Source organism: Mycobacterium sp. URHD0025 (genome assembly GCF_000426065.1).
GTDB lineage: Bacteria > Actinomycetota > Actinomycetes > Mycobacteriales > Mycobacteriaceae > Mycobacterium.
This window is the reverse complement of the sequence record NZ_AUEQ01000021.1, coordinates 1,515-24,402: the sequence shown is the minus strand read 5'-3', so window position 1 is coordinate 24,402 and position 22,888 is coordinate 1,515. Positions and strand designations below refer to the sequence as shown.

Here is a 22,888-nt window from a genome sequence, read left to right as displayed (position 1 = left end):
GCCCGATAGATCAAAGGGCCGGGGGGTTCGCATTTCTTAGCGTGGTGGGAGATTCCGATGCAGCATGTTGAACAGGCGCTGCCGGTAACGCGCGCACAGCTCGACATATGGCTTGCGCAAGACGTCGCTTCCTCTGGTGCGGACTGGCAACTCGGCCTGTTCGTCCGAATTTCAGGTGAGGTGGACCGCGATGCCCTTGAGTGGGCGGTCTGCCGTGTGGTCCGCGAGGCCGAACCCATGCGGGCGAGGTTCTTCGAAGCTGATGGAGAGGTTCTCCAGACGGCGGTCGAGTATCCGAATGTCGAGGTTGCGTTCCATGACCTGACGGGCGCAGCCGATCCGGAGCGGGAAGCCCGGGACATGGCGGCGGCGATCCAGCGCACACCCATGCCGATGGCAGGGCCGCTGTTCAAGTGCGCACTCTTCAAAACCCGTACCGACGAGCATTTCCTGATCGCGTGCTGTCACCACATCGTTCTGGACGGAACGGGTATCGCTCTCGTTGGCTCCCGGCTCGCCTCGGTGTACTCGGCACTCGTCACCGGAGCGCCGATACCGCCCGCGATCTTCGGTTCCCTGTCCGATCTGATCGACTGCGAGTCGGAGTACGAGGCGTCCGGCGATTACCTCGACGACGAGGTGTACTGGAGTGAGCATCTCCCACCGGACGGCGGCCCGCGCTTTGAGGCCGCCGAGGCCCAGGACCGAGATGAAGCTCATTGGCCTTCGGCCCCAGTCCAACTGGATCCAGAACTGCTCCGCAGGATCGATGCGTTCGCCGACTCGAAGAACGTTCCTCGCTCGTCGATCATCACAGCGGCATGCGCGCTCCTGGTGCGTGGGTGGAGCCCCGATGGCTCGGATGTGGTGCTCGACTTCCCCGTGAGCCGCCGTGTGCGCCCTGAGGCACGGACGCTTCCGGGGATGGTGGCGGGGGTCGTGCCGCTGGTGTTGACGGCCTCGCCGTCAACCTCGATCTCCGATTTCATCGACCATGTCGAAGCTCGCATACAAGAAGCCGTGCAGCACCAGCGATTCCCGGTGCATGCGCTGGAGCGCAAGGTCAATCCGCACGCTGCGGGCCAGATGGCCAATCGGGTCAGCGTGAACTTCCTCCCGTCCACGTTCACGTTGGACTTCGGTGGCGTGCCCGCATCGGCTTCGCTGACCAACGCCGGTGTTGTCGGTGGCTTCGGGCTGATCTTCTCCAGCGCGCGTGATCAGTTGCTTCTCAGCACCATGGGGACCGGTCAGCCGTTCTCCGATTTCGACGTCGCCGACCTCGCGGCGCGGTTGGAGCGCGTGTTGGCCGTGCTGACGGCCGACAGGACGCAGCGTTTGTCGGCTGTGGATGTGTTGGATGGGGCTGATCGTGCGCGGTTGGATGAGGTAGGTCATCGGGCGGTTTTGGCGCGGTCGGTGGTGGAGTGCTCGATTCCTGAGCTGTTTGCGGCGCAGGTGAATCGGGCTCCAGATTCGGTTGCGGTTTCGTTTGATGGTCGTTCGTTGTCGTATCGCGAGCTGGATGAGGCGTCGAATCGGTTGGCGCACTTGCTGGTTGCCGAGGGTGCTGGGCCGGGCGCGTGTGTGGGTTTGTTGACGGGGCGTTCGGCCGATGCGGTTGTCGCGATCTTGGGTGTGTTGAAGTCGGGGGCGGCGTATCTGCCGATTGATCCGGTGGTGCCGGATGCGCGGGTTGAGTTCATGGTGGCTGACGCTGCTCCGGTGGTGGTGATCACGACCGCGGAGTTGGTGGGTCGGGTGTCTGGGTGCGACGCGGTGGTCATTGATGTGGCTGACGCGCGCATCGATGTTCAGCCGAATTCGGCGCTGCCTTTCCCGGCGCCCGACGACGTGGCCCACATCATCTATACGTCGGGGACGACGGGTGTGCCCAAAGGCGTTGCGGTCACTCATCAGAACGCGACCAGGCTGTTCGACGGGTTGGATGTCGGCATCGAGATGGGGCCGGATCAGGTGTGGGCCCAATGTTCGTCGCTGGCATTCGACTACTCGGTGTGGGAGATCTGGGGTGCGCTGCTGCACGGTGGGCGGCTGGTGGTGGTGCCTGAGGCGGTGACGCGTTCACCGGAGGATCTGCACGACTTGTTGGTCGGCGAGCACGTCACTGTGCTGAGCCAAACTCCCTCGGCGGTGGGGATGTTGGACCCGCGGGGGTTGGAGTCGGCGGCGTTGATGGTGGCCGCGGAGGCGTGTCCGCCGGAAGTCGTGGATCGTTGGGCGCCGGGTCGGGTGATGATCAACGGCTACGGTCCGACGGAGACGACGGTGTATGCCACGATCAGCGCTCCGCTACAAGCCGGTTCGGGTGTTGTCCCGATCGGTGTGCCGGTGCCGGGTGCCGGGTTGTTTGTGCTGGATCGGTGGCTGCGTCCGGTGCCGCCGGGTGTGGTGGGCGAGTTGTACGTGGCCGGCCGTGGTGTCGGATTGGGGTATGTGCGGCGGGCCGGTTTGACGGCTTCGCGGTTTGTGCCATGTCCGTTCGGCGAACCGGGCGTAGCCGCAACCCGTATGTATCGGACAGGGGATCTGGTCTCGTGGGGGCCTGATGGACAGTTGCGGTATGCCGGACGTGCTGACGAGCAGGTCAAGATCCGTGGCTATCGGATCGAATTGGGTGAAGTGCAAACGGCTTTGGCTGACGTGGACGGTGTCCAGCAGGCGGTGGTGATTGTTCGGGAGGACCGCCCGGGTGACAAGCGTCTGGTCGGTTACCTCACCGGTACGGCTGATCCGGCCGATGTGCGTGCTGTGTTGGCTGAGCGGTTGCCGGACTATATGGTGCCCGCCGCGGTGGTGGCTCTCGATGCGTTGCCGTTGACGGTCAACGGCAAGCTCGACAAACGGGCCTTGCCCGCACCCGAGTACACCGGTGATCGGTATCGGGCGCCGAGCACTGCCACCGAGGAGATCTTGGCCGGGATCTACGCCCAGGTCCTCGGCCTGGAACGGGTCGGTGTCGACGACTCCTTCTTCGACCTCGGCGGCGACAGCATCATGGCGATGCGGGTGGTCTCGGCGGTCAACGTGGCCTTGGATGCCGGTCTGGCGGTGCGCACGCTGTTCGATGCACCGACCGTCGCGCAATTGGCCCCCCATATCGGTGAGGAATCTGACCGACGTGCACCACTGACCGCGGGTGATCGCCCCGAGGTGGTGCCGCTGTCGTACGCGCAGAACCGCATGTGGTTCCTCAACCGGTTCGAGGATGGCGCAGCCACTTACAACATGCCGATGACTTTCCGGATCGGCGGGGCGCTCGATGTCGAGGCTCTGGGATCGGCTCTGGATGACGTCATCGCCCGGCACGAATCGCTGCGCACGGTGTTTCCCGACGTCGACGGCGTGCCGCTGCAGCAGGTAGTCCCCGCGCAGCCGGGCCTGTGGCGTCGTGGCGGGCCGGCGGTGGTGCCCCTGTCGGAATCCGAAGTGTTCGACGAGCTTGTTTCGTTGGCCGAGTACCGGTTCGATCTGTCGTCCGAGATCCCGTTCCGGGCACACATCTATGCCGTGGGGCCAGATCAGTACGTCCTCGGAATCGTGCTGCACCACATCGCCTTCGACGGCTGGTCTATGGCACCCATGGCGCGCGACGTGGGCGAGGCGTATCGCGCCCGGGTGCAGGGCCAGGCCCCGCAATGGCTGCCGCTGCCGGTTCAGTACGCGGATTTCACTCTGTGGCAACAGGATTGGCTGGGGTCAGAAGTAGACCCCGAGAGCGTGATCGCGCGCCAGTTGGCGTATTGGCGGCGGGAGTTGGCGGACCTGCCCGAGGTGGCGTCGCTGCCCTCGGATCGGCCGCGGCCGCCGGTGCCGACATATCGTGGCGACGCGGTTGACATGCACATCGATCCTGAATCGTGGGCGGGCATCAAGGCGGTTGCCGCGGCGCACAATGCGACGACGTCGATGGTGCTGCAGGCCGTGATGGCAGTGGCGCTGCACCGGGCCGGAGTCGGTGAGGATATCGCCCTCGGGACCCCGATCGCCGGACGCATGGACCAGGCACTCGATGAGTTGGTCGGCTTCTTCGTCAACACCTGGGTGCTGCGGGTGGGGGTCGATCCCGCATTGCGGTTCAGTGAGGTGCTGGAGCGGGTGCGCCAGAAAGCGCTCGATGCGTACGCCAACCAGGATGTGCCGTTCGAACTGCTCGTCGAGCGGCTCAACCCGACGCGATCCACATCGCATCATCCGTTGTTCCAGGTGGCGTTGGCCTTTCAGAACAATGTGCGCCCCGAGATCGACCTGGACGAGCTCGACGTCGAACCCGTGAGCGCCGATATCCGCACCGCGCGATTCGACCTGGAGTTCGATCTGCGGGAGGTGTCCAGCGGGGAAGCGAGTGCGCTCTTCGATCTGAAGGCTATGCCGGCCGGAGGCCAAGGCGCGCCCATGGCCGCCGGATCGGTCGCCTACGCCACCGATCTGTACGACCGGTCGAGCATTGAGCGTTTGGTGGGTTGGTTCGGCCGTGTGGTCGAGGCCGTGGTCGCTGATCCGGCGGTGGTGGTGGGTGAGTTGCCACTGCTGGACCACGATGAGCGAGATCTGGTGCTGAACACGTGGTCTGGATCGGAGATCAGCGCGCCCGTGGGTTTGGCCCCGGAGTTGTTGACGACGGCGGTCGCCGCTCATCCGGATTCAGTCGCGATCGTGGACGGGCCACGGGAGCTGTCCTATCGCGAGCTGGATACGGCCTCGAATCAGTTGGCGCGGGCGTTGATCGAGGCCGGTGTCGGTCCCGAGCGTGCCGTCGGTGTGGCGATAGGCCGGTCTGCGGAGTTGGTGATCTCGTGGTGGGCGGTGCTCAAGGCCGGTGGAGTCTACGTACCGGTCGACCCGGACCACCCGGCCGAGCGGATCGCCACGGTGCTGGAGACGATCGACGCGGTATGCGTACTCACGTGTGGTATCGCGGGGGTCGAGGGGACCGGCGGACGTCTGGTGATCCCTCTCGATGTGGTCGATTTGTCGGGGTACAGTGCCGGTCCGGTCACTGACTCGGATCGATTGTCCGCGTTGGATGTTGATGATGCGGCGTATGCGATCTTCACATCGGGTTCGACTGGTACGCCGAAGGGGGTGGCGATCAGCCATGCCGGTGTGCTCGGTGTGGCCGCGGCGCATCGTGATGTGTTCGGGTTGGGTTCCGGTGCAAGGGTTTTGATGGTGGCGGCACCGACATTCGATGCCTCGGTGTTCGAGTGGTTGTGGGCGGTGGCTTCGGGGGCGACGTTGGTGGTGGCGCCGCCGGATTCCTATGCGGGCGAAGCATTGGCCGAGGTTTTGGCCAGCCGGCGCGTCGACGCGGCGCTGATCACTCCTACCGTGTTGGCGACGTTGGACGCGGCCGGCACTGATGGGCTGGAGACGTTGGTCACCGGTGGTGAGGCGTGCCCGGCAGAGTTGGTGGCGGCCTGGGCGCCTGGCCGGCGGATGTTCAATGCCTATGGGCCGACCGAGGTGACCATCTGGGCGACCTGGAGTGCGCTGTCGGCCGGGGAGCCGGTACGTATCGGTGCGCCGGTGCCAGGCACATGTGCGTTGGTGCTGGATATGCGGTTGAATCCGGTTCCGGTCGGTGTGGTGGGCGAATTGTATGTGGCCGGTCCGGTGCTGGCGCGGGGCTATGTGGGACGGCCGGATCTGACGGCGGATCGGTTTGTGGCCAACCCGTTCGGTGCTCCGGGCACTCGGTTGTATCGCACGGGTGATCTGGTGCGCTGGAATTCGGAAGGCAGCCTGGAATACCTTGGTCGTGCTGATGCGCAGGTGAAGTTGCGCGGGCAGCGCCTTGAGTTGGGCGAGATCGAGAACACGCTGCTCGCCTGCCCACATGTCAATCGCGCCGCAGCGACCGTGCACCGGAGCGGGGCCGGTGTCGACCATCTTGTCGGCTACATCGCCTTGGAACAGACCAGCACAATCCACCACGACGCGGAAGTCGTCGACCAGTGGCAGGACATCTACGACGAACTGTACGACGCCGACGTGCCGGTGGCGGAGTTCGGCAATGACTTCCGTGGTTGGAACAGCAGCTATACCGACGAGCCGATTCCGTTGCATGAGATGGCGGAGTGGCGGTCGGCGGCAGTCGACCGCATCCTGGCGCTGAAGCCGCGACGGGTGTTGGAACTCGGCGTGGGGTCGGGCCTGCTTTTGGCACAGATCGCCCCGGAATGCGTGGAGTATTGGGGCACAGACTTTTCCGCGCCGACCATCCGTACCCTGCAGGCGGCTGTGTCCGGACAGCCATGGGGAGAGCGGGTCCATCTGCTGACCCGGCCGGCGCATGTCACCGAGGGACTGCCACAGGATCAGTTCGATGTGGTGGTGATCAACTCGGTGATCCAGTACTTCCCGAGCGCGGGTTACCTGTCCGAGGTCATCGACAAGGCAATGGAGCTGCTGGCTCCCGGCGGCACATTGTTCGTCGGCGACGTGCGCAACCACAGTTTGCAGGGCGCCTTCCAGACCGGAATCGCGCTGGCCCGCAGCGGCCCGGGCACCGACACCGACGACATCCGCCAGCGGGTACAGCACGCGATGCTGGGTGAGCACGAATTACTGTTGTCGCCGGAGTTTTTCACGAGTTGGGCGGCAGACCATCCGTCAGTGGGCGGGCTGGGCATCCACGTGAAACGCGGCGAAGCCGACAATGAGCTGACCCGATACCGCTATGACGTCATCGTCCACAAGTCCCCCACGCAGGTGTGCTCCATGGCCGGCGCACCGAATTGGGCGTGGACCGACTGTGCCGGCCTGAGCGGCGTGGATGCCGAGCTGATGGTCCAGCGCCCGTCCGCGGTGCGGGTCAGTGGGATTCCACGTGCCGGGGTGATCGCCGATGTGGCGATCGAACAAGCCCTGGCGTCGGGGCTCACCCTCGCCGAGGCGCTGGATCGGGCGGACTCCGCTGCGACAGCCGATGATGTCGTCACTCCTGAGCTGTTGTATCGGCTCGGCGAGGCCACCGGATACCACGTTGCCGTGACATGGGGTGCGCAGCCCGGCACGCTGGATGCGGTCTTCATCAAGGCGTCCGACGGTGACGCGATGGCGCCGCTCACCGATCTGTATCTGCCCTCGATCGATTCGCGTCAACGCGGCGGGTACGCCAACGACCCGCACACCAACGCGAAGGTCAGCGAGGTGCGCCAGTGGCTGGCCGAGCGGCTGCCCGAGTACATGGTGCCGACACACATCATGGTGCTCGAGGAGCTTCCCTTGACCTCGTCGGGCAAGATCGACCGTAAAGCCCTGCCAGAACCGACATTTGCCGCTACGTCTTTCCGAGCCCCGCAAACCGACACCCAAAAGATCGTTGCCGAGGTGTTCACCGAGGTGTTGGGTCTCGGCCGAGCTGGGCTCGATGACGACTTCTTCGCTCTGGGCGGAGACTCGTTGATCGCCATTCGGGTGAGTTCGAGGCTGCAGGCAGCACTCGGCAGAGACGTGCCGGTGCGGTACCTGTTCGATGCGCCGGCGGTCGGCGGGCTGGCCGATTATCTGGAACGCCATCAGGACGGCGTTGCCCGGCCACCGCTGGCCGCCCAACACCGTCCTGACGCAGTGCCGTTGTCCTATGCCCAGCAGCGGTTGTGGTTCCTCGAGCAGCTGCACGGTCCGTCGCCGATCTACAACATGGCCGTCGCCCTGCGGCTCCGGGGACACTTGGACGCTGACGCGCTCGGTTCCGCGCTGGCTGACGTGGTGGGCCGGCAGGAGAGTCTGCGCACCATCTTCGGCTCGGTCGACGGGGTGCCGCACCAGTTGGTCGTCGATGTCGAGATGGCGGACTTGGGTTGGCAGATAGTCGATGCCGGCGGATGGCCGGCGGGCCGGCTGGATGAGGCCATCGGTGAGACCGTGCGTCACAGCTTCGACTTGGCGCGCGAGATTCCCATCAAGGCAACCCTTTTCCGGGTTGACGACAACGAGCACGTGTTGGCGGCCGTGGTGCATCACATCGCCGCCGACGGATGGTCGATCGCCCCGTTGGTGACGGATCTGGGCACCGCCTACGCCAGTCGTTGCACCGGACAAGTCCCGGAGTGGGCACCGTTGCCGGTTCAGTACGCCGATTACACGTTGTGGCAGCAGGATTGGATGGGGTCGGTCACGGATCCCGACAGTGTGATCTCGGCCCAGTTGGAGTACTGGAAGGACGAACTCGCTGGGCTGCCCGAGCAGTTGGAGCTGCCCACGGATCGACCTTATCCACCGGTGGCCGATTACCAGGGCTCGAGTGTGGCGGTCGAGTGGCCCGCAGAATTGCAGCAGCAGATCGCTCGGGTGGCACGTGAGCACAATGCGACGAGTTTCATGGTGGTTCAAGCCGCACTGGCGGTCCTGCTGGCCCAGTTGAGCGCCAGTACCGATGTCGCCGTGGGCATCGCATCTGCCGGCCGCGGTGACCCGGCACTCGACGACCTGGTGGGATTCTTCGTCAACACCTTGGTGCTGCGGGTGGACCTGTCCGGAGACCCGACCGTGTCCGACGTGCTCACTCAGGTGCGCCGGCGCAGCCTGGGGGCCTTCGAACATCAGGATGTGCCGTTCGAGGTTCTGGTAGATCGGCTCAACCCGACCCGAAGCCTCACCCACCATCCGTTGGTGCAGGTCATGTTGACCTGGCAGAACCTGCCGTGGCAGCACAGTGACCCCGCCGCCGGACTGGCGTTGGGAGAAGTTCAGGTCACCCCGCTGGATGCGGAAATACGTTCTGCACGTATGGATCTGGTGTTCTCTCTCGCTGAGCGGTTCGACAACACCGGTACGCCTGGCGGGATCGACGGGATGGTGGAATTCCGTACGGACGTCTTCGACGCGGCAAGTGTCGAATCGCTGATCGAACGGCTGCAGCGCGTGCTGGTCGTGCTGACGGCCGACACGGCGCAGCGTTTGTCGGCTGTGGATGTGTTGGATGGGGCTGATCGTGCGCGGTTGGATGAGGTAGGTCATCGGGCGGTGTTGGCGCGGTCGGTGGTGGAGTCCTCGATTCCTGAGCTGTTTGCGGCGCAGGTGAATCGGGCTCCAGAGGCGGTTGCGGTTTCGTTTGATGGTCGTTCGTTGTCGTATCGGGAATTGGATGAGGCGTCGAATCGGTTGGCGCACTTGCTGGTTGCCGAGGGTGCGGGGCCGGGCGCGTGTGTGGGTTTGTTGACGGGGCGTTCGGTTGGTGCGGTTGTCGCGATCTTGGGTGTGTTGAAGTCGGGGGCGGCGTACCTCCCGATTGATCCGGCGGTACCCGACGCCCGTGTCGAGTTCATGCTCGGTGACGCCGGGCCTGTGGCGGTGCTCGCCACGACCGAGCTGGCCGAGCGGCTTCACCGCTGTGGTGTGCCGGTGATCGACACCGAAGATCCCCGGATCGACTCTCAGCCCGGTACACCGCCGGCGGGAGGTCCCGCCGCTGACGATGTCGCCCACATCATCTACACGTCGGGCACGACGGGTGTGCCGAAGGGCGTTGCGGTCACTCATCAGAACGTGACCAGGCTGTTCGACGGGATGGACGTCGGTATCGAGATGGGGCCGGATCAGGTGTGGGCCCAATGTTCGTCGCTGGCATTCGACTACTCGGTGTGGGAGATCTGGGGTGCGCTGCTGCACGGTGGGCGCCTCGTCGTCGTGCCCGAACAGGTCACCCGCTCACCGCAGGACCTGCATGCCCTCCTGGTCAGCGAGCGCGTCACCGTGCTGAGCCAAACACCCTCTGCGGTAGGCATGTTGGACCCGCGGGGGTTGGAGTCGGCGGCGTTGATGGTGGCCGCTGAGCCATGTCCCGCCGAGGTGGTTGACCACTGGGCGCCGGGCCGGGTGATGATCAACGGCTACGGCCCGACCGAGACGACGGTGTACGCCACCATCAGTGCCCCGTTACAGGCTGGGTCGGATGGGGTGCCGATCGGTGTGCCGGTACCGGGCGCGGCGCTGTTCGTACTGGATCGCTGGCTGCGTCCGGTGCCTCCGGGCGTGGTGGGCGAGCTGTATGTGGCCGGCCGCGGCGTCGGCGTCGGTTATGTCCGGCGCGCGGGTCTGAGCGCATCTCGGTTCGTCGCCTGTCCGTTCGGGAGCGCGGGGGCACCTGGAATACGCATGTATCGCACCGGAGACCTGGTGTCATGGGGTCCCGATGGCCAGTTGCGGTATGCCGGCCGCGCTGACGAGCAGGTCAAGATCCATGGCTACCGCATCGAACTCGGCGAAGTCCAAACGGCGCTGGCCGATCTCGGTGGCGTCCAACAGGCTGTGGTGATCGCCCGGGAGGACCATCCCGGCGACAAACGCCTCGTCGGCTACATCACCGGCACCGTGGACCCGGCTGAAGTACGTTCTGCGCTGGCCGAGCGGCTGCCCGCCTACATGGTGCCCGCCGCGGTGCTGGTCATCGACGCGCTGCCGTTGACCGTCAACGGCAAGCTCGACAAACGTGCCCTGCCGGCACCCGAATACACCGACACCGACCATTACCGGGCGCCGAATAGTCCCACCGAAGAAATCCTGGCGGGCATCTACGCGCAGGTGCTCGGTCTGGAGCGCGTCGGGATCGACGACTCGTTCTTCGACCTCGGCGGTGACTCCCTGTCCGCGATGCGACTGATCGCCGCGGTCAACAACAACTTGGATGCCGATGTGGGCGTCCGGACCCTGTTCGACTCGCCCACGATTGCTCAACTCACACCGCACATCAAGGCGGGTACGGGCGGACGTCCGCGGTTGACCGCGCAACAGCGTCCAGCCGTCATCCCGCTGTCCTACGCGCAACAACGGTTGTGGTTCTTGGAGCAGTTGCAAGGGCCGTCGGCGATCTACAACATGGCAGTCGCGTTGCGGTTGAACGGAAGTCTGGATGCCGATGCGCTGGGGCAGTCGCTGGCCGACGTGGTGGGCCGGCACGAGAGCCTGCGCACCATGTTCCGGGCGGTCGAGGGTGTTCCGCAACAGCTGCTGGTGCCGGCGGAGCAGGTAGAACTGGGTTGGCAGATTGTCGACGCCACCGGATGGTCGCCGGATCGATTGGAGCAGGCCGCCGGAGCGGCCGCGCGGCGACCATTTGACCTCTCCGGTGAAATCCCGTTACGTGCCACGCTGTTCCGCGTTGACGAGAACGAGCATGTGCTGGTGGCGGTGGTGCACCATATCGCCGCCGATGGTTGGTCCATCACACCGTTTGTCGCGGATCTGGGTTCGGCCTACGCGAGCCGGTGCGCGGGCGCTGCCCCCGACTGGTCGCCGTTGCCGGTGCAGTACGCCGATTACACGTTGTGGCAGCAGGACTGGCTGGGGTCGGTATCTGACCCCGATAGCGTGATCTCTGGCCAGCTGGCCTATTGGGAGGAGGCGCTGGCCGGGTTGCCGGAGCGGTTGGAGTTGCCGACGGATCGGCCGTATCCGCCGGTGACTGACTACCAGGGCTCGAGTGTGGTGGTTGATTGGTCTGCCGAGTTGCAGCAGCAGATCGCTCGGGTGGCACGTGAGCACAATGCGACGAGTTTCATGGTGTTCCAGGCCGCATTGGCGGCCCTGCTGGCTCAGTTGAGCGCCAGTTCCGATGTGGCCGTGGGTATCGCGACCGCCGGCCGCAGCGATCCGGGCCTCGACGAACTGGTGGGGTTCTTCGTCAATACGCTGGTTCTGCGGCTGGATGTGGCCGGCGACCCCACTGTTGCCGGCTTGTTGGACCAGGTACGCCAGCGCGGTCTGGCGGCGTTCGAGCATCAGGATGTGCCGTTCGAGGTGCTGGTGGAACGGCTCAACCCGGCTCGCAGCCTGACCCACCATCCCCTTGTGCAGGTGATGGTTTCGTGGCAGAACTTCGCCGCGGATCAGGCGTCGAGTTTGGAGCTGGGCGATGTCCGGGCGACGCCGTTGGATGCGGAAACCCGGACCGCTCGGATGGACCTGGTGTTCTCGTTGGCCGAACGTTTCAACGACGCCGGCGCGCCGGCGGGCATCGGCGGGGTGGTCGAGTTCCGTACCGATGTATTCGACGCTGCCGGCATCCACACATTGGTGGAGCGGTTGCAGCGGACATTGGTCGCGATGACGGCCGACACGTCTCAACCGTTGTCAGCAGTCGATCTGCTCGATGCCGCCGACTGTGCGCGACTGGATGAGCTCGGCCACCGGGCGGTGCTGGGCCGACCGGTGGTGGCGTCCTCGGTTCCGGCGTTGTTCGCGGCGCAGGTGCAGCGGGCTCCGGGGGCGACGGCGGTCAGTTTCGACAGTCGCTCGATGACCTACCGCGAACTGGATGAGGCGTCGAATCGGCTGGCCCACTTGCTGGTGAGCCGCGGCGCCGGTCCGGGCGAGTGTGTGGCGCTGTTGCTTGAGCGCTCGGCGCAGGCCATCGTCGCGATCTTGGCAGTGCTCAAGTCAGGAGCGGCGTATCTGCCGATCGACCCGGCAGTGCCCGATACCCGTATCGAGTTCATGCTGGCTGATGCCCGACCGGTCGCGGCGGTCACCATGGGTGGATCGGTCGAGCGGCTGGACGGCTGCGGCGTCCCGGTGATCGAAGTCGACGATCCTCGTATCGATGGGCAGCCCACCGCCGGGCTGCCGGTGCCGGCGCCCGACGATGTGGCTCACATCATCTACACGTCGGGGACAACCGGTGTGCCGAAAGGTGTTGCCGTTACGCATCAGAACGTGACGCGGTTGTTCGATCATCTCGATGTGGGTGTGGAGTTGGGTCCGAAACAGGTGTGGGCGCAGTGTTCGTCGTTGGCGTTCGACTATTCCGTGTGGGAGATCTGGGGCGCGCTGCTGTTCGGCGGGCGCCTGGTCGTGGTGCCGGAACAGGTCACTCGCTCACCGCAGGAGCTGCAGGACTTGGTGGTCGCCGAACGGGTGACCGTGTTGAGTCAGACTCCGTCCGCAGTAGGGGTTTTGGATCCGGCGGTCCTGGGTTCGGTATCGACGTTGATGGTGGCCGCTGAGCCGTGCCCGGTCGAAGTGGTGGACCGCTGGGGCCCGGGTCGGGTGTTGATCAATGGTTACGGTCCGACGGAGACGACGGTCTACGCGACCATCAGCGCGCCCTTGAAGAAGGCTGGAGCGGCCGGTCCGTCGGCCGTCCCGATCGGTGTGCCGGTGCCGGGTGCGGCGTTGTTCGTGCTCGATCGGCGGTTACGTCCGGTGCCTCCCGGCGTGATGGGGGAGCTGTATGTGGCCGGCCGTGGTGTCGGCGTCGGTTATGTGCGGCGGGCCGGGCTGACTGCATCTCGTTTCGTCGCGTGCCCGTTCGGCGGGGCGGGCGTGCGGATGTATCGCACCGGGGACCTGGTTTCGTGGGGACCCGACGGCCAGTTGCGGTATGCCGGGCGTGCCGACGAGCAGGTCAAGATCCGCGGCTACCGCATCGAGCTCGGCGAAATCCAAACGGTACTGGCCGATCTCGACGGGGTACGGCAAGCGGTGGTGATCGCACGTGAGGATCGCCCGGGTGACAAGCGCCTGGTCGGCTACATCACCGGAACCGCGGACCAGTCCGAGGTCCGCACGCAGCTTTCCCGGCGGTTGCCGGCCTACATGGTGCCCGCCGCGGTGATGGTGCTCGAGTCCTTGCCGTTGACCGTCAACGGCAAGCTCGACAAGCGCGCTCTGCCCGAACCGAAGTACAGCGACACCGGCCACTACCGCGCCCCGACCACTGCCACCGAAGAGATCCTGGCCGGCATCTACGCCGAGGTTCTCGGAATCGAGCGCGTCGGCATCGACGACTCGTTCTTCGACCTCGGCGGCGACTCCCTGTCCGCGATGCGTCTGATCGCCGCGGTCAACACCAGCCTGGACGTGGATATGGCCGTCCGCAGCTTGTTCGACGCACCCACCGTCAGCCGACTCGCGCCCCGCATCGGCACCGGCTCCAGCGGACGCGAACCGCTGCTGCCGCAACAGCGGCCGGCCGTCATCCCGTTGTCCTATGCCCAGCAGCGGCTGTGGTTCCTCAACCGGTTCGAGGGCGGGGCGGCGACCTACAACATGCCGATCGCGTTCCGGATCAATGGCGCGTTGGACCTCGGAGCCCTCGATGCGGCGCTGGACGATGTGGTCGCCCGGCACGAGTCACTGCGCACGGTGTTCCCCGACGTCGATGGTGTGCCGTCACAGAAGGTGCTGCCGACGCAGCCGGGGCTATGGCGTCGCGGAGGCCGGGCGGTGGTGCCGGTAGCCGAAGACGATGTTGTCGGCGCGTTGATCTCTCTGGCGGGGTACCGGTTCGATCTGGCCACCGAAATCCCCATCCGGGCCCAGATCTATGCGGTCGGCCCGGAACAGTATGTGCTCGGAATTGTCCTGCACCATATCGCTTTCGATGGCTGGTCGATGGCGCCGATGGTCCGGGACGTGGGTGTCGCCTACGCCGCCCGGTGCGGTGGCGAGGCCCCGGCCTGGGCGCCGTTGCCGGTGCAATACGCCGACTACACGCTGTGGCAGCGCCGACATCTGGGAGACATCGCCGATCCGGACAGCCGCATTTCTGAGCAGTTGGCCTATTGGCGGCAAGAATTGGCGGGCCTGCCGGAAGTGGTGTCGCTGCCCACGGATCGGCCGCGCCCGCCGACGCCCAGCTACCGCGGCGACGGGGTTGACCTCCGCATCGATCCGCAGACTTGGGCGGGGCTCAAGACGGTGGCCGCGGCGCACAACGCAACGGTGTCGATGGTCTTGCAGGCCGTGATGTCGGTGGTGATGCACCGAGCGGGGGTCGGTGACGACATCGCGCTGGGTACCCCGATCGCCGGTCGCAATGATCAGGCGCTCGAAGGTCTGGTCGGGTTCTTCGTCAACACCTGGGTGTTGCGGGTGGGGCTGGACTCACAGCAGCGGTTCAGCGACGTCGTCGACCAGGTGCGTCGAAAGGCGCTGGACGGGTACACAAACCAGGATGTGCCGTTCGAGTTGTTGGTGGAGCGCCTCAACCCGACTCGGTCCACGTCGCACCATCCGTTGTTCCAGGTGGCTCTGGTCTACCAGAACAACGTGCGCCCGGAGGTGACCCTGGAGGGCGCCGGCATCGAGCCGATGTCGATGGTCACCCGCACTGCCAAGTTCGATCTGGATGTCGACATCAGGGAGGTGCCCGACGAGGAGTCGGGTGCGCCGATGGCCGCCGGAGTGCTGACCTTTGCCACGGACTTGTTCGATCGGTCCACGATCGAGCGGTTGGTGGGTTGGTTCGGCCGGGTGGCCGAGGCAGTGGTGGCCGATTCGTCGGTCGTGGTGGGCGAGGTGGGCCTGCTGGATCCCGATGAACGGGACCTGGTGTCGCACAAGTGGTCTGGTGCTGATGTCGTCGTGCCGGTCGGGTTGGCTCCGGAGTTGCTGGCGGCGGCGGTGGCTGCCGATCCGGACGGTTTGGCGGTTGTCGATGGGCCGCGCGAATGGACGTACCGGGAGCTGGATGAGGATTCCAACCGGCTCGCGCGGGTATTGATCGACGTCGGGGTGGGTCCTGAGCGTGCGGTCGGTGTGGCGCTTGGCCGGTGTGCGGAGTTGGTCACCGCGTGGTGGGCGGTGCTGAAGGCCGGTGGGGTGTATGTGCCGGTGGATCGGGCGCACCCGGCCGAGCGGATCGGCACCGTGCTGGACACCGCCGAGGCGGTGTGTGTACTGGCCCGTGGCGCCGAGCCTGTGGCGGGAGCCGGCACTCGCCCGGTCTTGGACATCGACGCACTGGACCTGTCGAGCATCTCCGCGGCACCGATCGACGATGCAGACCGGTTGGCGCCATTGAGTATTGACGATGCTGCCTATGTCATCTTCACGTCGGGTTCCACCGGTACGCCGAAAGGCGTGGCGGTCAGCCATGCCGGGGTGTTGGGGGTGGCCGCGGCCCATCGCGAGCTTTTCGGGGTGGCAGCGGGCGCGCGGATCCTGATGGTGGCCGCGCCGACGTTCGATGCCTCGGTGTTCGAGTGGTTGTGGGCGGCCGCTTCGGGCGCGGCATTGGTGGTGGCGCCGCCGGATTCCTATGCGGGCGACGCGCTGACGGCGGTGATCGAGGACCACCGGGTCGACGCCGCGTTGATCACCCCCACTGTGGTGGCAACGCTCGACCGCACCCGGTTGGGCGGGCTGCGAACATTGGTCACCGGCGGTGAGGCATGCCCGGCCGAGTTGGTGGCCGCATGGGCGCCGGGTCGGCGGATGTTCAATGCGTACGGCCCGACCGAGGTCACCATCTGGGCCACCTGGAGTGCATTGTCGGTCGGGGAGCCGGTGCGGATCGGCGCCCCGGTCCCGGGTACCTGCGCACTGGTGCTGGATGCGCGGCTGAACCCGACCCCGGTCGGGGTTGTGGGTGAGCTGTATCTGGCCGGTCCTGTGGTGGCGCGCGGCTATGTGGGCCGCGCGGAACTGACCGCAGACCGGTTTGTGGCCAATCCCTTTGGTGCCCCCGGCACCCGCCTGTATCGCACCGGCGACCTGGTGCGCTGGACCTCGGCGGGAAACCTGGACTACCTGGGTCGTGCGGATGCTCAGGTGAAGCTGCGCGGGCAGCGGCTGGAGTTGGGGGAGATCGAGAACACCCTGCTGGCCTGCCCGCAAGTCAGCCGGGCTGCTGCAGCCGTTTACCACAACGACGCCGCTGACCACCTGGTCGCATATGTCGCCCTGGAGCGCGCCAGCAGTGCTGATCATGACGCGGAAGTCGTCGATCAATGGCAACATGTCTACGACGAGCTGTATGACGCCGACCTCGAAGTGGCTGAGTTCGGTAGCGATTTCCGGGGCTGGAACAGCAGTTACACCGGAGACCCGATTCCGCTGGATCAGATGCAGGAATGGCGCTCAGGTGCCGTCGGCCGGATTCTGGCACTTCGGCCTGAGCGGGTGCTCGAGCTGGGCGTGGGCTCGGGGCTCGTCCTCTCGCAGATCGCTCCGAAGTGCGTGGAGTATTGGGGGACAGACTTTTCCGCGCCGACCATCCGGACGTTGGAATCGGCGGTGGCCGGGCAACCATGGGGAGACCGGGTCCGGTTGCGGGTGCAGCCGGCCGATGTGGTCGACGGGCTGCCGCAAGGGTACTTCGACACGATCATCATCAACTCGGTCATCCAGTACTTCCCCAATGCGGTTTATCTCACCGAGGTGATGGACCACGCCGTGGAGTTGTTGGCCCCGGGTGGAACGTTGTTCATCGGCGACGTGCGTAACCACAGCCTGCAGGGTGCGTTCCAGACGGGTATCGCGTTGGCGCGCAGCGGCTCCGGTATGGACACTGACGATCTCCGCCAGCGTGTGCAGCGCGCGGTCCTCGGCGAACCCGAGTTGCTGCTGTCCCCAGAGTTCTTCTCCACCTGGGCGGCCGAGCGTCCCGTGGTCGGCGGATTGGGCATCCAGGTCAAGCGTGGCGAGGCCGACAATGAGCTGACCCGGTACCGCTACGACGTCGCCGTCCACAAATCACCCACCGAGGCGTGCTCGCTGGCCGATGTCCCCATTTGGGCATGGTCCGACTGTGCGGGGCTGAGCGGGCTGCACGTCGAGCTGACGACCCAGCGGCCGCGAGCGGTGCGGGTCAGTGCGATTCCCCGCGCCGGGGTGATCGCGGACGTGTTGCTCGAACATGCCCTTACCGCTGGGCATTCGGTGACCGAGGCGTTGGCCGAAGTAGATGCCGACGCCTCGGCAGCTGACGCGGTCACGCCCGAGCTCCTGTATCGGATCGGAGATGCGGCCGGGTACCACGTCGCAGTCACCTGGGGCGCGCACCCTGGCACGGTCGACGCCGTCTTCGTCGCTCCCACGGGTGAGGGGCGCGCTCCGGTGCTGTCCGACCTGTACCAGTCGACGGGCGGATCGCATGAGCGCAGCGCCTACGCCAATGATCCTGACACCAACAGCAAGATCAGCGAGGTGCGCCAGTGGTTGGCCGCTCGACTGCCCGAATACATGGTGCCGAGTCAGATTGTGGTGCTTGAGGAGTTCCCGTTGACCTCCTCGGGCAAGACCGACCGCAAAGCCCTGCCCGAGCCGGTGTTCTCGGCTACCACATTCCGGTCACCCCAGACTCCGACTGAGAAGACGGTCGCCGAGGTGTTCGCCGAAGTGCTCGGCCTCGATCAGGTCGGCCTGGACGATGATTTCTTTGCCCTGGGCGGGGATTCATTGATCGCCATCCGCGTCAGCGCGCGCCTGCAGGCGGCGCTCGGTAAGGACGTGCCCGTCCGGTTCCTGTTCGACACACCCACCGTCGGAGGGCTGGCCGGCTGCCTGGACAACCAACACAGCGACGCGGTACGCCCGCCGCTGCAGGTGATGCCGCGCCCCCAGGCCATCCCCTTGTCATACGCCCAGCAGCGGTTGTGGTTCTTCGATCAATTGAACGGGCCATCCCCGGTGTACAACCTGGCCGTGGGCTTGCAGCTGAGCGGGGAACTCGATCCCGTTGCGCTCGGGCAGGCGCTGGCCGATGTGGTGGGTCGTCACGAGAGCCTGCGCACGCTGTTCACCCTGGCGGGCGATGCGCCTCGGCAACTGGTGGTGCCGGCCGAAAGCGCCAACGTGTGCTGGCAGGTGGTTGATGCGGCCGACTGGCCCGCGGACCGGTTGGTCGCGGCTGCCGGTGCAGTCGCGGGCCACCCGTTCGACTTGTCGGCCGAACTGCCCTTGAGGGCCACACTGTTCCGTGTCGCCGAGGATGAGCATGTGCTGGTGGCAGTGGTGCACCACATCGCCGCTGATGGCTGGTCGGTGACTCCGTTGGTGGCAGATCTCGGTGCGGCCTACGCCAGCCGATGCCGGGGTCAAGCTCCCGATTGGTCACCTCTGCCGGCCCAGTACGCGGACTACACACTGTGGCAACGTTCGTACCTGGGTGATCTCGCCGACACCAACAGTCGCATCTCCGGGCAGTTGGCGTATTGGGAGGAAACGCTGGCCGGGCTGCCGGAGCGGCTGGAGTTGCCGACAGACCGGCCGTATCCGCCGGTGGCGGACTATCGCGGGGCCGCCCTGGTGGTCGAGTGGCCCGCGGAGCTGCAGCAGCGGATCGCCCGGCTCGCTCGTCAGCAGAATGCGACCAGTTTCATGGTGGTCCAGGCCGGGTTGGCGCTGCTGCTGTCGAAGCTCGGCGCGAGCACCGATGTGGCGGTGGGTATCTCGATCGCCGGCCGCACAGATCCGGCGTTGGACAACCTGGTCGGGTTCTTCGTCAATACCTTGGTGCTGCGCGTCGACTTCGCCGGAGACCCGACCATCGGCGAGCTGCTGGACCAGGTTCGGCAGCGCGGCCTGGAAGCCATCGAACACCAGGATGTGCCGTTCGAAGTTGTGGTGGATCGACTCAACCCGACCCGCAGCCTGACCCATCACCCACTGGTACAGGTCATGTTGTCGTGGCAGAACCTGGCCTGGCAGCACAGCGCGGATGCCGCAGGCGGTCTGACGCTGGGTAACGCACGGGTGAAGCCGCTGCCCGCGCAGACCCACACCGCGCGTACGGATCTGACATTTGCATTGGGGGAGCAGTGGAGTCAGACCGGTGAGCCGGCAGGGATCGGAGGGACGGTGGAGTTTCGTACCGATGTCTATGACGAGGCGACGGTCGAGCGACTGATCGATCGGTTGCGGCGGGTGCTGATGGCTATGACGGCCGAGGCGGAGGCGTCGTCGTGACTGCCGATCTGAGCCGCCGGTTGTCGTCGGTGGATTTTTTGGACGAGGATGAGCATTCACAGCTTTTTGGGTGGGGTAATCGGGCGGTTTTGAGTCGGCCGGAGTCTTCAGCGGTGTCGATTCCGGAGTTGTTTGCCGCGCAGGTGGTTCGTGCGCCGGATGCGGTGGCGGTGTCGTTCGAGGGTCGTGCGATGTCGTATCGCGAACTCGATGAGGGATCGAATCGGTTGGCGCACTCGCTGATTGAACGTGGCGCAGGGCCGGGCGAGCGGGTGGCGGTGTTGTTGCCGCGGTCGGCTGAGGCGATTGTGGCGGTTTTGGCGGTGTTGAAGTCGGGGGCGGCGTATCTGCCGATCGATGCGATGCATCCTGATGCGCGGATTCGGTTCATGCTCGATGACGCGGAACCGGTTGTGGCAGTGACGACTACGGAGTTGATGGGCCGATTCGCCGGCTGCGATCTGGAAGTCATCGATTTCGGCGATCTGCGCCGACAGACCGGGCAGAGTGAAGCATTGCCGTCACCGACGGCTGATGATGTGGCGTATTTGATTTACACGTCGGGGACGACGGGCCAGCCCAAGGGCGTGGCGATCACCCATTCCAATGTAGTGCGGTTGTTGGGGACGTTGGATGCGGAATTGGGGCTCGAGGGTCAGGCGTGGACGCAGTGTCATTCGTTGGCCTTTGACTATTCGGTGTGGGAGATCTGGGGTGCGTTGCTGTACGGCGGCCGGTTGGTGGTGGTGCCGGAGCCGGTGACGCGATCTCCGGAGGACCTGCTCGCATTGTTGGTTGCCGAGCAGGTCACTTTGTTGAGTCAGACGCCGTCGGCGTTCTACGCGCTGCAGGCTGTGGATGAACTGGAGCCTGAGCTGGGCCGTCAGTTGGCGTTGCAGACCGTGGTCTTTGGTGGGGAAGCTCTTGAGCCGCAACGTCTTCGCGCATGGGTGGATCGGCATCCGGATTCGGCGCGGTTGATCAATATGTACGGGATTACCGAGACGACGGTGCATGCGTCGTTCCGGGAGATCGTGGCCGGTGACGCTGAGGGCAGCGTCAGCCCTATCGGGGTGCCGTTGGGACATCTCGGCCTTTTTGCTCTGGATCCAACGCTGCAGCCGGTGCCGGTGGGTGTGGTGGGCGAGTTGTATGTGGTGGGTGCGGGGTTGGGGTATGGGTATTGGTGTCGGGGTGGGTTGACCGGTTCGCGGTTTGTGGCGTGTCCGTTTGGTGGTGGCGGGGCGCGGATGTATCGCACCGGAGACCTGGCGTCCTGGGGCAGCGATGGGCAGTTGCGGTATCTGGGGCGTGCCGATGAGCAGGTCAAGATTCGTGGGTATCGGATTGAGTTGGGGGAGATCCAGACCGCGTTGGCTGAGGTGGACGGGGTGCAGCAGGCCGCGGTGATCGCCCGAGAGGACCGTCCCGGCGACAAACGATTGGTTGGATACATCACTGGCAGCGCGGACCCGACCGAGGTCCGCGCAGAGCTTTCACGGCGGCTGCCTGCCTACATGGTGCCCGCCGCCGTGGTGGTGCTGGAAACCCTGCCGCTGACGGTCAACGGAAAACTGGACAGGCGGGCCCTGCCGGTACCGACGTACATCGACGTCGATCGCTACCGCGCGCCGGGTACCCCAACCGAAGAAATGCTGGCCGGCATCTACGCCCAGGTGTTGGGTCTGGAACGCGTCGGGGTGGATGACTCGTTCTTCGATCTGGGTGGGGATTCGTTGTCGGCGACGCGGTTGATCAACTCGATCAATGCCAGTCTGGGCGCTGATCTTGCGGTGCGGGCAGTGTTCGAGACGCCTTCTGTGGCAGAGCTTGCCGCCCGTGCCGATGAGAGTTCGGGTGGGCGTGAGCCGTTGGTGGTGCAGCCGCGTCCGGCTGTCATTCCGATGTCGTATGCCCAGCAGCGGCTGTGGTTCCTGGATCAGCTGGAGGGCCCGTCACCGATTTACAACATGGCGGTGGCCTTACGGATCGCCGGTCATCTGGATGCCGATGCGCTCGGTGCGGCCCTGGTCGATGTGGTGGAACGTCATGAGTCTCTGCGCACGGTGTTCAGGCTGGGCGAAGGCGGCCCAGAGCAGGTAGTGGTACCTGCTGCAGAGGCTGATTGTGGTTGTCGGGTGGTTGATGCCCACGGCTGGTCAGCAGCTGAACTGCGTGAGGCCGTCGAAGCGGTGGCACGTGGCACCTTCGACCTGAACAACGAGATCCCGTTGCGGGCGACCCTTTTCCGGATGGACGAGGATGAGCATGTGCTGGCCGCGGTCGTGCACCATATCGCTGCCGACGGCTGGTCGGTAGCCCCGTTGGTCGCGGACTTGCAGTCGGCGTATGCCAGCCGGTCCGCAGGACGAACTCCCGAGTGGGTGCCACTGCCGGTGCAGTACGTGGATTACACCTTGTGGCAGCGGGCGCATCTGGGCGATCTGGCCGATCCCGACAGCCGTATCTCGGGGCAGGTGGCGTATTGGGAGCAGGCTTTGGCTGGGCTACCCGAGCGGTTGGAGTTGCCGACGGATCGGCCGTATCCGTCGGTGGCGGATCACCGGGGTGCCAGTGTGGCAGTGTCGTTGCCTGCCGAACTGCACCAGCGAATTCGCGATGTCGCTCGTGAGCACAACGTAACGACGTACATGGCGGTACAGGCTGCGTTGACGATCTTGTTGTCGAAGCTCAGTGCGAGTTGTGATGTGGCGGTGGGTGTTCCGATCGCCGGGCGCGGTGATGCCGCGTTGGATCAGGTGGTGGGGTTCTTCGTCAATACGTTGGTGTTGCGGGTGGATCTGAGCGGTGATCCCACTGTCAGCGCAGTATTGAAGCAGGTGCGTCAGCGCAGCCTGGCAACCCTCGAGCACCAGGATGTTCCTTTCGAGGTTGTGGTGGACCGGCTCAAGCCGGCTCGATCGCTGGCCCATCACCCGCTGGTTCAGGTGGCACTGGCCTGGCAGAACTTCTCCACCGATGCGCCGAGCGAGGCGGCGTTGGGCGAGGCACAGGTCACCCCTCTGTCAGTCGAGACTCAGGTCGCCCGTATGGATCTGACGTTCTCGTTGGCTGAACGGTGGAATGAGACTGGTGAGCCGGCGGGGATCGGTGGGACCGTGGAGTTCCGTACCGATGTGTTCGATGCGGGCAGTATTGAGGTGTTGGTCGGGCGGTTGCAGCGAGTGTTGGACTCGGTGGTTGCTGATCCGGGGCGGTTGTTGTCGTC

The 22,888-nt window shown here is 65.5% G+C and carries 2 protein-coding genes; both read left to right on the top strand.

Going from position 1 to position 22,888, the window contains the following annotated elements; translation table 11 throughout:
• The first annotated feature begins 57 nt into the window (after positions 1 to 57).
• Positions 58 to 19,659, top strand: a complete 19,602-nt coding sequence (locus H977_RS36285; RefSeq protein WP_051289149.1) for a non-ribosomal peptide synthase/polyketide synthase — start codon at positions 58 to 60, stop codon at positions 19,657 to 19,659.
• 113 nt (positions 19,660 to 19,772) lie between these two features.
• Positions 19,773 to 22,888, top strand: a 3,116-nt coding sequence (locus H977_RS36280) for an amino acid adenylation domain-containing protein (protein WP_502691221.1), incomplete at its 3' end; no start/stop codon positions are given.